Raw genomic sequence first — 11,735 nt, 5'->3', positions numbered from 1 at the left:
TATGGCTTAACGCCGGTCCAGGGAAATGGCGCCGGGGCCCACGATTGCCAGTAAAATAAAGGCACCCGCAATACTGATATTCTTGTAGAAGTTGATCATATTCGGTACGACCGCGTCGCCGGTCATATCCCAGTAGTGATGACCAATTACCGCCGTGCCCAGCGTGTAGAACACAAACAGTACCGCGATAGGGCGGGTGAAAAAGCCCAGCACGATCAGAATGGCGGCAGGCACTTCCATCACCACCGCGATAATGGCCGCCAGCATGGGCATCGGCGTGCCCAGCGACGTCATATATTGTACGGTGCCGCTAAACCCCGTCAGTTTTGGATAACCAAAGATAATAAACAGCACGACAAGCGCGATGCGACCAATCAACAGCAGCAGGTGACGCGACTGACCAAAATCGAGATAACGAAGTGAGTTCATGGCAGAAATACCTCTGCAAGTGGAGTAATTTAAACGTAATACACATTTCCATTCCCTGCCATAAGCCAGACGACTGCACAATATGTTAATTTTTCGTTAATTTATAGCAGGCTATCGACTTGCTTAATTTTTATATTCTCGCCAGACTATGGCCTCGATTTCGGGAGGGATTCATGGTCTTGCATTCCACGCGCTGGCTGGCGCTCAGTTATTTCACCTATTTCTTTAGCTACGGTATTTTTCTGCCTTTCTGGAGCGTCTGGCTCAAGGGTATCGGCCTGACTCCTGAGACCATTGGTGTCCTGCTGGGGGCCGGGCTGGTGGCGCGTTTCCTCGGCAGCCTGCTGATTGCCCCGCGCGTCAGCGATCCCTCCTTACTGATCAAGGCCGTGCGCATTCTTGCGCTGCTGACGCTGGTCTTTGTGGCCTGCTTCTGGGTCAGCCACCAGTTTGCCTGGCTGATGGTGGTGATGGTTGGCTTTAACCTGTTCTTCTCACCGCTGGTGCCGCTGACGGATGCGCTGGCGAACACCTGGCAAAAGCAGATCACCATGGACTACGGTCGCGTGCGCCTGTGGGGCTCTATTGCGTTTGTGATTGGCTCTGCTCTGGTGGGTAAACTGGTCAGCCTTTACGATTACCGCGCCATTCTTGCCCTGTTAAGCATCGGTATTGCCTCTATGCTTCTGGGCATGCTGCTGCGGCCGTCGATAATGCCGCAAGGGGAAAGCCGCCATCAGGAGAGTGCAGGCTGGCCCGCCTGGCGGAGCCTGGTTGCACAAAGCTGGCGTTTTCTGGCGTGTGTTTGTCTGCTTCAGGGGGCACACGCGGCGTACTATGGGTTCAGCGCCATCTACTGGCAGGGGGCGGGATATTCTGCTTCTGCCGTTGGCTACCTGTGGTCCCTGGGGGTAGTGGCCGAAGTCGTTATATTCGCTCTGAGCAAAAAGCTATTCCGTCGCTTTGGCGCGCGTGACCTGCTGCTTCTTTCCGCCGTGTGCGGCGTGGCGCGCTGGGGCATTATGGGCTGGACGACCGATCTGCCGTGGCTGATTTTGGCGCAAATTCTTCACTGCGGCACGTTTACCGTGTGTCATCTGGCGGCGATGCGCTATATCGCTGCGCGCGAAGGCGGGGACGTTATTCGTCTGCAGGCGGTGTATTCGGCGGTCGCAATGGGAGGCAGTATTGCGATCATGACGGTCTTTGCGGGGTTCCTCTATCAGCACCTGGGGCACGGCGTCTTCTGGGTGATGGCGCTGGTCGCTTTACCCGCAATCGTTGTGCGCCCTAAAGTGGCCGCTCGCGCATCGCTATGATTCCAGCATGGCGCGAATATGTTCTTGCTGCTGCGCGTTCAGTGTCTCAACGGCATGAATCAACGGCGGCGAGAACAGCGGCAGGGCAGTAGGGTAGGGGGTGATAACCAGCGCGGCTTCGCGCGGTGCCCCCTCTTTCTGGAAAGCCTGCAGCGTCAGGTAGCGAATGTTGAGCGGCAGCAGCGTCAGCTCGCGAAGCTGCTGTTCAATCAGATCCTCACTGGCTTTATCGTCCCCCGTCAGCAGAATCACCTGCTTTTCGTGCAGATCGGTCTCCTGCATCAGCCAGGCACCGAAAATTACCGCGACAAGGCTCATCTCCTCATCGGAAAAGCGCAGCCCAAATTCCGCTTCCAGCTCAAACAGCGCTTCCTTCGTGGTGCGTAACAGCCGGGGATAGAGACGATGGATCTCCTCCGGCAGGCTATTGTCGATGCCGATCTCAAACAGCGAGCGGTCCAGCGCCTGAGCAAGATGGATATAGAGCTGATCGGTCAGCCCTTGCTCATCGCTGAAGTTCATCCCGGTCTGCGAGCGAAAACGCGCCACCATGCGCACGATGGCCCGGCGCAAGCGTTGGTCCTGCTGGTGTTTATCGAGCACCGGATCGGGCGTGCGGAGCATCATAAACAGCAGCGCCAGAAAAAGCTGTTCATCCCCGTGAGCACCCTGCGGGACGCGCCGTTTCCAGTGGCGCACGATCTCCTGCGCCGTAAAATACTCCCCTCTCGACTGGGTCCAGCTGCGCTGAGTATGGGAAAACTGCGGGGTATTCCCCATCTGGTGTTGAATAAGACAGTATTGCAGATAGAGCTGTAAAAACTGGACGTCGCGGCATTCAAACTGGCGCTGGAGCTTACGCGAGCAGAAGCCGATCAGCGCCCGCAGGTTCGCATCGTCGTAAAGCGGCCGCGCGATACCGTGCTGTTTAAGCGCGGTTTTTAATGCGGGAGTAAACTGGAGTGAGACAAACTGCGGACAAAGCCGCAGCGCCCGGCGCAGCCAGTGCAGCAGGCATAAACGCTGATTCAGGGCGGTGCCTTCAATCCGGTAGCAGCCGTCGTGGTGCGTGACGATATCCAGCCGGTGATAGCGCTGGATTTCATCGCGCGTCTCGGCTATATCTTGCCGTGCCATCGCGTCGTCCACGCCGTTGGCAGCGATTATGCTCTGTGCGGTGACGGCAGCATCGGGCAGGTAAAGCATTAAAAGCACCTGGCAGCGGCGCTGCGAACTGGAAAGCACAGATGGAATTTCAAGCGTCGTCATCATCTGTCGGGTATCCAGTGTGAATGTTTGATAAGAATAGCTAAAGGATGGGCGCTGAAAAGCGCGCCGGCAGGCCTTTCATTCAGGATTGCTGGGGAACATCACAGAATTTTTGACGTGAGGAATTGATGCAAATAGTTAAACAAAGTGCGATGGCGTTATTTTTGGCGGCGATCGGCTTCACTGCCAGCGCACACCCTCACAGCTTTATTGACCTCAAAACCGAGCTGGTCACCGACGGCACGCAGCTGAGCGGCCTGAAAATGCGCTGGACGATGGATGAAATCACCTCGGCTGACCTGCTCTATGATGCGGGAAATGCGAAGCCCGGCGATGAAATCTGGAAAAAGCTGGCGGCGGAAGTGATGGCTAACGTGCTCGGGCAGCACTACTTCACGGAATTCTGGCATAACGGGCAAAAGGTCAAATTTCTGAACCGTCCCACGGAATACGGCATGACGCGTGACGGGCATCAGGCGGTGCTGACGTTTGTCCTTCCGCTGGCGCATCCCCAGCCGCTGGCAGGCCAGAAGTACACCTTTTCCACGTTTGATCCCACCTACTACGTTGATATGCGTTACGCAAAGGAGAGTGACGTGACGCTGCCGACCGCCCTGCAAAAAAGCTGCAAGCTCGCGGTGCATACGCCGAAGCCCAGCGAAGAGACGCTGAACTTTGCGGTCTCTCTCGACAAGGAAGATGCACCGCCTGAGGACATGGAGTTGGGTAAACAGTTCGCGCAGGAGGTAACGCTACAATGTCAGTGATCGCTTCGCCAGTTCGAAAACCGCGCCGCTGGCTGCACCTCTGGCCGCTGGCGCTCTTTTTGCTGTTCGCGGTTTGCGGCGCGCTGTGGCTGTGGCAGGCCTGGCCGCAGGTGATGATGAAAAGCATTATCTGGCAGCGTGAGGTTAACCAGCAGATGAGCGGGTTACTGAAAGCGGTGGCTGATAACCCGACGAAAGCGGGCGGTTCCCTGCTGGCGTTCAGTTTTATCTATGGCGTTCTGCACGCGCTGGGGCCGGGGCACGGCAAAATCGTCATCACGACCTGGCTCGCCACTCACCCGTCAAAGCTGAAATCGAGTATCGGCCTGACGCTGGCCTCTTCGCTGCTTCAGGGGGGCGTGGCGATTGCGCTGGTCGTTGTTGTGCTGTCACTTTTGCAGCTTCCGGCTCGCCAGCTGCACGTGAGCAGCTTCTGGCTGGAGAAGGGAAGTTACGCGCTGGTAGGCGTGCTGGGGCTGATCCTCTGCTGGCGGGCGCTTAAAAAGCTGCGCGTGCTGCTGCAAAAACCGACATTCAAAACCTTCACGCCGCACCACGTTCATGATGAAAACTGCGGCTGCGGGCATCAGCATCTGCCAACGCAGGCGCAATTACAGAGTGGCGACGACTGGCGCGCGCGGATGATGATCGTTCTCTCAATGGGGATGCGCCCGTGTTCGGGGGCAATCATGGTGCTGCTGTTTAGTAAAGTGATCGGCGTGTTTGGCTGGGGAATGCTGTCTGCGTTGGCCATGGCGGCGGGAACGTCATTGACGATTTCGTCTCTGGCTCTGCTGGTTCACAGTTTCCGTCAGCTGGCGGTCAAACTCAGCGGCAATAAAACGCCGGTGCTGTGGCGGCAGGTTGGCTGGACAACGCTCGCGCTGGCGGGCGGTGTGATTCTGCTGGTAGCGGCGGTGACAATGTGGATGAGTGCGGTGCCGGTGGGAAGGGGATTGCGGCCTTTCTAGCGTACTGAGGGATTTTGTAGGCCCGGTAAGCGTAGCGCCACCGGGCTTAACAAACTGGATTAACGCTTCAGCGCATCGCTCAGTTCATCACGCATGTTTGCCAGCATGGCTTTAACAACGCGTGGGTTACCCGCAACGATGTTGCCGGTAGACATGTAGTTATGGCCGCCGGTGAAATCACATACGATCGCACCTGCTTCACGCGCGATCAGCTCGCCCGCTGCAAAATCCCATGGCTTCAGTGACAGTTCGAAGTAACCGTCAACGCGGCCGGTTGCCACATAGGCCAGATCCAGCGCAGCAGAACCGGTGCGGCGGAAGTCGGCGCATTCGGTAAACAGTTTGCCCAGGATATTCATATACGTGGTCGCGTGCTGTTTCGCCTTGAACGGGAAACCGGTCGCCAGGATGGTGCCGTCCAGATCGCGTGCATTGCTGCAGCGCAGACGGTAGCCGTTCAGCTGTGCGCCCTGACCGCGGGTAGCGGTGAACAGTTCGTTACGCATTGGATCGTAAACAACGGCGACTTCAGTACGGCCTTTGATGCGTACTGCGATAGACACAGAGAAGTGTGGCAGGCGTTTGACGAAGTTGGTGGTGCCATCCAGTGGATCGATAACCCATTGAACATCCTGATCGGTACCTTCATGTTCACCGCTTTCTTCGGTGATGATGGTGTGCTGCGGGTAAGATTTGCGGATCGTTTCGATAATAATCGCTTCTGCGGCTTTATCGACGTTAGTCACGAAATCATTGCTGCCTTTCTGGCTGGTTTCTACGGAGTCTGGCGTTTCGTAGTGTTTGGCAATTACATTACCCGCCTTGCGCGCTGCGCGCACGGCGATGGTCAGCATCGGATGCATCGGTCTCTCTCACTGGATGTTAAAGAACAGGAAAATCGGCGCAGAGTATAGCAGCGGGATCGGATTATGTCTCCCGTTTATGATAATATGCCGGAATATTCTTCAGACACTGAATTCAGACATTAAAAATTATGCTGCAAAACATTCGAATCGTGCTGGTCGAAACATCGCATACCGGCAACATGGGCTCCGTGGCCCGCGCTATGAAAACCATGGGCTTAACGAATCTCTGGCTGGTCAACCCGCTGGTAAAACCCGATTCGCAGGCTATTGCTCTGGCGGCCGGCGCCAGCGACGTGATCGGCAATGCACAGATCGTAGACACCCTTGACGAAGCTCTGGCCGGTTGCAGCCTGGTGGTGGGAACCAGCGCGCGTTCGCGTACGCTGCCGTGGCCAATGCTCGATCCGCGTGAATGCGGCCTGAAAAGTGTCTCTGAGGCTGAACAGGCACCGGTTGCGCTGGTGTTTGGGCGCGAGCGCGTTGGCTTGACCAACGACGAGCTGCAGAAATGCCATTATCACGTGGCGATTGCGGCGAACCCGGAATACAGCTCGCTGAACCTGGCGATGGCGGTGCAGGTGATCGCCTATGAAGTGCGTATGGCTTGGCTGGCGACGCAGGAGAAAGAGGTAGAACCTAAAGAAGAGACGGCCTACCCGCTGGTAGACGATCTGGAGCGCTTTTATGGCCATCTGGAGCAGACGCTGCTCTCAACCGGCTTTATCCGCGAAGGTCACCCGGGACAGGTGATGAACAAGCTGCGCCGTATGTTCACCCGCGCGCGTCCGGAAAGCCAGGAGCTGAACATCCTGCGCGGGATCCTGGCGTCGATTGAACAGAAGAATAAAGAGTAGCGTTGTCTGTTCGCCGGGTGGCGCTGCGCTACCCGGCCTACAAAACCGTAGGTCGGGTAAGCGCAGCGCCACCCGACAAAAACGGCACAGAAGGTTAAATACCTGACTAAAACAGTCAAGTAAATAGTTGACCATTTTAGTCAGGAATGTCAGACTTGGCCCTGCTATGCAATACCCCATTTTACTATAAAAAACCCCGGGCAGGGGCGAGTTTGAGGTTAAGTAAGACATGAGACTGACATCTAAAGGGCGTTATGCCGTGACCGCGATGCTGGACGTTGCGCTCAACTCCGAAGCGGGCCCGGTTCCGTTGGCTGATATTTCTGAACGACAAGGGATCTCCCTCTCTTATCTGGAACAGCTGTTCTCCAGACTGCGTAAAAATGGACTGGTTTCCAGCGTTCGTGGCCCAGGCGGCGGCTATCTGCTGGGTAAAGACGCGGGCAGTATTGCAGTTGGCGAAGTGATTAGCGCAGTTGACGAATCCGTTGACGCGACCCGTTGCCAGGGTAAAGGCGGCTGTCAGGGCGGCGATAAATGCCTGACCCACGCGCTGTGGCGCGATCTGAGCGACCGTCTGACCGGCTTCCTGAACAACATCACCCTCGGTGAGCTGGTGAATAACCAGGAAGTTCTGGATGTATCAGGCCGTCAGCACAGCCAGGATTCCCAACGCAGCACCCGCGCGCAGGACGCTATCGACGTCAAACTGCGCGCGTAATAAAAAGATAAGTATTTCAGAATCAGGCCGGGGCGAGAACTCGCCCCGCGTACTCGGTCGTACATCCAGCCGGTTGCCTGATTCCTTGCATTGAAGCGATGTACGGAGTTTATAGAGCAATGAAATTACCGATTTATCTCGATTACTCCGCAACCACGCCGGTGGACCCGCGTGTTGCCGAGAAAATGATGCAGTGTCTGACCCTGGACGGAAACTTTGGTAACCCAGCTTCCCGTTCACACCGTTTTGGCTGGCATGCTGAAGAGGCGGTCGATATCGCCCGTAATCAGATTGCTGACCTGGTGGGTGCCGACCCGCGTGAGATTGTTTTCACCTCCGGTGCGACCGAATCCGACAACCTGGCGATCAAAGGTGCAGCCAACTTTTATCAGAAAAAAGGCAAGCACATCATCACCAGCAAAACCGAACACAAAGCCGTGCTGGACACCTGTCGTCAGCTGGAGCGCGAAGGGTACGAAGTGACCTATCTCGCGCCACAGAGCAACGGTATTATTGACCTCAAAGAGCTCGAAGCGGCCATGCGTGATGACACCATTCTGGTTTCCATCATGCACGTCAACAACGAAATCGGCGTGGTACAGGACATCGCGACCATCGGCGAAATGTGCCGCGCGCGCGGCATCATCTACCACGTGGATGCGACCCAGAGCGTGGGCAAACTGCCTATCGACCTGAGCCAGCTGAAAGTGGATCTGATGTCCTTCTCCGGCCACAAAATCTATGGACCGAAAGGCATCGGCGCGCTGTACGTTCGTCGTAAACCGCGTATCCGCATCGAAGCACAGATGCACGGTGGCGGTCACGAGCGCGGTATGCGTTCCGGTACGCTGCCTGTTCACCAGATCGTGGGCATGGGCGAAGCTTACCGCATTGCAAAAGAAGAGATGGAAACCGAGATGGCACGCCTGCGCACGCTGCGTAACCGTCTGTGGGACGGCGTGAAGGATATGGAAGAAGTGTATCTGAACGGCGATCTCGAGCAGGGCGCGCCGAACATCCTCAACGTCAGCTTCAACTATGTTGAAGGCGAATCGCTGATCATGGCCCTGAAAGACCTGGCGGTTTCTTCCGGTTCTGCCTGTACGTCTGCAAGCCTTGAGCCATCCTACGTGCTGCGCGCGCTGGGTATGACTGACGAGCTGGCACACAGCTCTATCCGTTTCTCTTTAGGTCGTTTCACTACCGAAGAAGAGATTGACTACACCATCAAGCTGGTTCGCAACTCCATCGGCCGTCTGCGCGACCTTTCTCCACTGTGGGAAATGTTTAAGCAGGGCGTGGATCTGAACAGCATTGAATGGTCACATCACTAATCGGTACATAAGGAGAATTCAATCATGGCATACAGCGAAAAAGTCATCGATCATTACGAAAACCCGCGCAACGTTGGCTCTTTTGACAACAGCGACGAATCTGTCGGTAGCGGCATGGTCGGTGCACCGGCGTGTGGCGACGTGATGAAGTTGCAGATTAAAGTCAACAATGAAGGTATCATTGAAGACGCGCGCTTCAAGACCTACGGCTGCGGTTCTGCTATTGCGTCCAGCTCCCTGGTTACCGAATGGGTGAAGGGCAAGTCTCTGGACGAAGCACAGGCAATCAAGAACACGGATATTGCTGAAGAACTCGAACTGCCACCGGTGAAAATTCACTGTTCCATTCTGGCAGAAGACGCGATCAAAGCCGCCATTGCGGATTACAAAAGCAAACGTGAAGCAAAATAATTGAGGTTTGAGTATGTCGATTACCCTTAGCGACAGCGCTGCCGCGCGAGTAAGCTCTTTTCTGGCGAACCGTGGTAAAGGCTTTGGCCTGCGACTGGGCGTACGTACCTCCGGCTGTTCTGGTATGGCTTACGTACTGGAGTTTGTTGATGAGCCGGCGTCTGACGACACCGTGTTTGAAGACAAAGGCGTGAAGGTGGTGGTCGATGGCAAAAGCCTGCAATTCCTCAACGGCACTCAGCTGGACTTCGTGAAAGAAGGCCTGAACGAAGGGTTCAAATTCACGAACCCGAACGTCAAAGACGAGTGTGGTTGCGGCGAAAGCTTCCACGTTTAACCGCGCGTCATCCGAAACCCCACCGTGGCTTTGTCACGCGTGGGGTTTGTTCTAACAGGCTACCCCTGAGATTGTTATGGATTACTTCACTCTCTTCGGACTACCCGCTCAATACCCGATTGATCTGCAGGCGCTGACGATCCGTTTTCAGGATTTACAGCGTCAGTACCATCCGGACAAATTTGCCAGTGGTACGCAGTCAGAGCAACTGGCTGCGGTATCGCACTCTGCGACCATCAATCAGGCCTGGCAGACGCTGCGCCATCCGCTGGCGCGTGCAGAATATCTGCTCTCGCTCCACGGTTTTGATCTGGCAAGCGAGCAGCACACCGTGCGCGACACGGCGTTTCTGATGGAACAGCTGGAGCTTCGCGAAGAGCTCGATGAGATTGAACAGGCCAGAGACGAAGCGCGTCTGGAAAGCTTTATCACGCGCGTGAAGGGCATGTTCGATACCCGCCATCAGCAGATGGTGGAGCAACTGAACAACGAGACCTGGGACGTGGCGGCAGATACTGTGCGCAAACTCCGTTTTCTCGATAAACTGCGAAGCAGTGCTGAACAACTCGAAGAAAAGCTGCTCGATTTTTAATTTCGGAAGCAATTATGGCCTTATTACAAATTAGTGAGCCTGGCTTAAGTGCCGCACCGCACCAGCGTCGTCTGGCGGTGGGTATCGATCTGGGCACCACCAATTCCCTCGTGGCGACCGTGCGTAGCGGCCAGGCGGAAACGCTGGCTGACGAGCAGGGCCGCCATCTGCTGCCTTCCGTGGTCCACTACCAGCAGCAGGGTCACGCGGTCGGCTATGACGCACGCGCCAACGCCGCGCGCGATCCGGCCAACACCATCAGCTCCGTGAAGCGCATGATGGGCCGCTCGCTGGCCGATATCCAGACCCGCTACCCGCATCTGCCGTATCAGCTGCAGGCCAGTGAAAACGGCCTGCCGATGATCGCGACGGCGGCTGGCCTGCTGAACCCGATCCGCGTGTCCGCTGACATCCTCAAAGCGCTGGCGGCGCGCGCGACGGCGACGCTTGGCGGCGATCTGGACGGCGTGGTCATTACCGTTCCGGCCTACTTTGACGACGCACAGCGCCAGGGCACCAAAGACGCCGCGCGTCTGGCGGGGCTGCACGTGCTGCGCCTGCTGAACGAACCGACGGCGGCGGCGATTGCCTATGGCCTCGACTCCGGTCAGGAAGGGGTGATTGCAGTCTACGATCTCGGCGGCGGTACCTTTGATATCTCGATCCTGCGCTTAAGCCGCGGGGTGTTTGAAGTGCTGGCGACCGGCGGGGATTCCGCCCTGGGCGGTGATGACTTCGACCATCTGCTGGCGGATTACATCCGCGAGCAGGCGGGCATCAGCGATCGCAGCGATGCACGCGTTCAGCGTGAACTGTTGGATGCGGCCATCGATGCCAAAATTGCGCTGAGCGATGCGCAGACCGTTACCGTAAATGTTGCGGGCTGGCAGGGGGAAATCACCCGCGACCAGTTCAACGACCTGATCGCTACTCTGGTAAAACGTACGCTGCTGGCCTGCCGTCGTGCACTGAAAGATGCCGGCGTTGAGGCCAGCGAGGTGCTGGAAGTGGTCATGGTCGGCGGCTCCACCCGCGTGCCGCTGGTGCGCGAACGCGTGGGAGAATTCTTTGGCCGCACGCCGCTGACCTCCATTGACCCGGACAAAGTGGTCGCCGTGGGTGCCGCTATCCAGGCCGATATCCTGGTCGGCAACAAGCCGGACAGCGAAATGCTGCTGCTGGACGTCATCCCGCTGTCGCTGGGGTTAGAAACCATGGGCGGCCTGGTAGAGAAAGTGATCCCGCGTAATACCACCATCCCGGTGGCGCGCGCGCAGGAGTTCACCACCTTTAAAGACGGCCAGACCGCGATGTCCATCCACGTGATGCAGGGCGAGCGCGAGCTGGTGCAGGACTGCCGCTCGCTGGCGCGCTTTGCGCTGCGCGGTATTCCGGCGCTGCCTGCGGGCGGGGCGCATATTCGCGTCACCTTCCAGGTGGATGCGGACGGCCTGCTGAGCGTCACGGCGATGGAAAAATCGACCGGCGTTGAATCGTCCATCCAGGTGAAGCCATCCTACGGCCTGACCGATGGCGAAATCGCCTCCATGATCCAGGACTCAATGAGCTACGCCGAGCAGGATGTTAAGGCGCGCATGCTGGCGGAACAGAAAGTGGAAGCCGCACGCGTGCTGGAAAGCCTGAACGGCGCGCTCGCTGCCGATGCCGCGCTGTTAAGCGCCGCTGAGCGCCAGGTGATTGACGACGCTGCCGCGCGCTTGAGCGCAGTAGCAGAAGGCAATGACGCTGACGCAATAGAAGAAGCCATTAAAAACGTTGATAAACAAACCCAGGACTTTGCTGCTCGCCGCATGGACAAATCTGTCCGCGTCGCGCTGAAAGGCCAGTCCGTGGACGAGGTTTAA

General features: G+C 57.0%; 13 protein-coding genes. 10 read left to right on the top strand and 3 right to left on the bottom strand.

Translation table 11 applies throughout. From position 1 onward, the window contains the following. Positions 1–6: 6 nt before the first annotated feature. Complete coding sequence (locus ACWHWP_RS17365; protein ID WP_059312339.1) at positions 7–429, bottom strand: DoxX family protein; 423 nt, start codon at positions 427–429, stop codon at positions 7–9. Between the two features lie 173 nt (positions 430–602). Here ACWHWP_RS17365 and ACWHWP_RS17360 point away from each other — a divergent pair, with 173 nt between their 5' ends. Continuing rightward, positions 603–1,748, top strand: a complete 1,146-nt coding sequence (locus tag ACWHWP_RS17360) for a 3-phenylpropionate MFS transporter (protein WP_047346769.1) — start codon at positions 603–605, stop codon at positions 1,746–1,748. On the opposite strand, the gene csiE is transcribed toward ACWHWP_RS17360, so the two are convergent. Then, on the bottom strand, positions 1,743–3,020 hold the full coding sequence (gene csiE, locus ACWHWP_RS17355; protein WP_059312337.1) for a stationary phase inducible protein CsiE: 1,278 nt from the start codon (positions 3,018–3,020) through the stop codon (positions 1,743–1,745). The genes ACWHWP_RS17360 and csiE overlap by 6 nt on opposite strands. Positions 3,021–3,145: 125 nt before the next feature. On the opposite strand from csiE, the gene ACWHWP_RS17350 reads away from it, so the two are divergent. Then, positions 3,146–3,784: a DUF1007 family protein gene (locus ACWHWP_RS17350; RefSeq protein ID WP_059312336.1), complete on the top strand. Its 639-nt coding sequence runs from the start codon at positions 3,146–3,148 to the stop codon at positions 3,782–3,784. Beyond that, entirely contained in the window at positions 3,775–4,755 is a 981-nt protein-coding gene (locus tag ACWHWP_RS17345) for a nickel/cobalt transporter (protein WP_063957716.1), read from the top strand. The genes ACWHWP_RS17350 and ACWHWP_RS17345 overlap by 10 nt, the downstream gene beginning before the upstream one ends. Positions 4,756–4,814: 59 nt before the next feature. On the opposite strand, the gene suhB is transcribed toward ACWHWP_RS17345, so the two are convergent. Beyond that, positions 4,815–5,618: an inositol-1-monophosphatase gene (gene suhB / locus ACWHWP_RS17340; RefSeq protein WP_003860668.1), complete on the bottom strand. Its 804-nt coding sequence runs from the start codon at positions 5,616–5,618 to the stop codon at positions 4,815–4,817. A 131-nt stretch (positions 5,619–5,749) separates the two neighbouring features. Between suhB and trmJ the strand changes: the two genes are divergently transcribed. The 7 genes from trmJ to hscA all read left to right on the top strand — a co-directional run bounded on the left by trmJ (position 5,750) and on the right by hscA (position 11,735). Next, positions 5,750–6,475 (top strand): tRNA (cytosine(32)/uridine(32)-2'-O)-methyltransferase TrmJ, encoded by a 726-nt coding sequence (trmJ, locus tag ACWHWP_RS17335; protein WP_024908640.1) that lies wholly within the window; start codon positions 5,750–5,752, stop codon positions 6,473–6,475. A gap of 229 nt (positions 6,476–6,704) precedes the next feature. Beyond that, on the top strand, positions 6,705–7,196 hold the full coding sequence (iscR, locus tag ACWHWP_RS17330; protein ID WP_024908641.1) for a Fe-S cluster assembly transcriptional regulator IscR: 492 nt from the start codon (positions 6,705–6,707) through the stop codon (positions 7,194–7,196). 119 nt (positions 7,197–7,315) lie between these two features. After that, a complete protein-coding gene (gene iscS, locus ACWHWP_RS17325) occupies positions 7,316–8,530 on the top strand; it encodes a cysteine desulfurase (protein ID WP_008502157.1) in 1,215 nt (404 codons plus the stop codon). A 24-nt stretch (positions 8,531–8,554) separates the two neighbouring features. After that, a complete protein-coding gene (gene iscU / locus ACWHWP_RS17320) occupies positions 8,555–8,941 on the top strand; it encodes a Fe-S cluster assembly scaffold IscU (RefSeq protein WP_003860661.1) in 387 nt (128 codons plus the stop codon). A 13-nt stretch (positions 8,942–8,954) separates the two neighbouring features. Further along, a complete protein-coding gene (gene iscA, locus ACWHWP_RS17315) occupies positions 8,955–9,278 on the top strand; it encodes an iron-sulfur cluster assembly protein IscA (protein WP_003860659.1) in 324 nt (107 codons plus the stop codon). 76 nt (positions 9,279–9,354) lie between these two features. Continuing rightward, on the top strand, positions 9,355–9,870 hold the full coding sequence (gene hscB / locus ACWHWP_RS17310) for a co-chaperone HscB (protein WP_063427833.1): 516 nt from the start codon (positions 9,355–9,357) through the stop codon (positions 9,868–9,870). Positions 9,871–9,884: 14 nt separating this feature from the next. After that, the gene (gene hscA, locus ACWHWP_RS17305; RefSeq protein WP_447856075.1) at positions 9,885–11,735 is read left to right on the top strand and encodes a Fe-S protein assembly chaperone HscA; all 1,851 of its coding nucleotides are present in this window, start codon (positions 9,885–9,887) and stop codon (positions 11,733–11,735) included.

Source organism: Enterobacter sp. WI-ESBL-E8, assembly GCF_053364895.1.
Note: the sequence above shows the minus strand (reverse complement) of the source record. Positions and strands in the feature narration are given on the sequence as shown.

What these genes read in the sequence shown, in the direction of transcription:
- ACWHWP_RS17365 (WP_059312339.1), bottom strand. Translation starts at nt 429, where the DNA reads ATGAACTCACTTCGTTATCTCGATTTTGGTCAGTCGCGTCACCTGCTG.
- ACWHWP_RS17360 (WP_047346769.1), top strand. Translation starts at nt 603, where the DNA reads ATGGTCTTGCATTCCACGCGCTGGCTGGCGCTCAGTTATTTCACCTAT.
- csiE (WP_059312337.1), bottom strand. Translation starts at nt 3,020, where the DNA reads ATGATGACGACGCTTGAAATTCCATCTGTGCTTTCCAGTTCGCAGCGC.
- ACWHWP_RS17350 (WP_059312336.1), top strand. Translation starts at nt 3,146, where the DNA reads ATGCAAATAGTTAAACAAAGTGCGATGGCGTTATTTTTGGCGGCGATC.
- ACWHWP_RS17345 (WP_063957716.1), top strand. Translation starts at nt 3,775, where the DNA reads ATGTCAGTGATCGCTTCGCCAGTTCGAAAACCGCGCCGCTGGCTGCAC.
- suhB (WP_003860668.1), bottom strand. Translation starts at nt 5,618, where the DNA reads ATGCATCCGATGCTGACCATCGCCGTGCGCGCAGCGCGCAAGGCGGGT.
- trmJ (WP_024908640.1), top strand. Translation starts at nt 5,750, where the DNA reads ATGCTGCAAAACATTCGAATCGTGCTGGTCGAAACATCGCATACCGGC.
- iscR (WP_024908641.1), top strand. Translation starts at nt 6,705, where the DNA reads ATGAGACTGACATCTAAAGGGCGTTATGCCGTGACCGCGATGCTGGAC.
- iscS (WP_008502157.1), top strand. Translation starts at nt 7,316, where the DNA reads ATGAAATTACCGATTTATCTCGATTACTCCGCAACCACGCCGGTGGAC.
- iscU (WP_003860661.1), top strand. Translation starts at nt 8,555, where the DNA reads ATGGCATACAGCGAAAAAGTCATCGATCATTACGAAAACCCGCGCAAC.
- iscA (WP_003860659.1), top strand. Translation starts at nt 8,955, where the DNA reads ATGTCGATTACCCTTAGCGACAGCGCTGCCGCGCGAGTAAGCTCTTTT.
- hscB (WP_063427833.1), top strand. Translation starts at nt 9,355, where the DNA reads ATGGATTACTTCACTCTCTTCGGACTACCCGCTCAATACCCGATTGAT.
- hscA (WP_447856075.1), top strand. Translation starts at nt 9,885, where the DNA reads ATGGCCTTATTACAAATTAGTGAGCCTGGCTTAAGTGCCGCACCGCAC.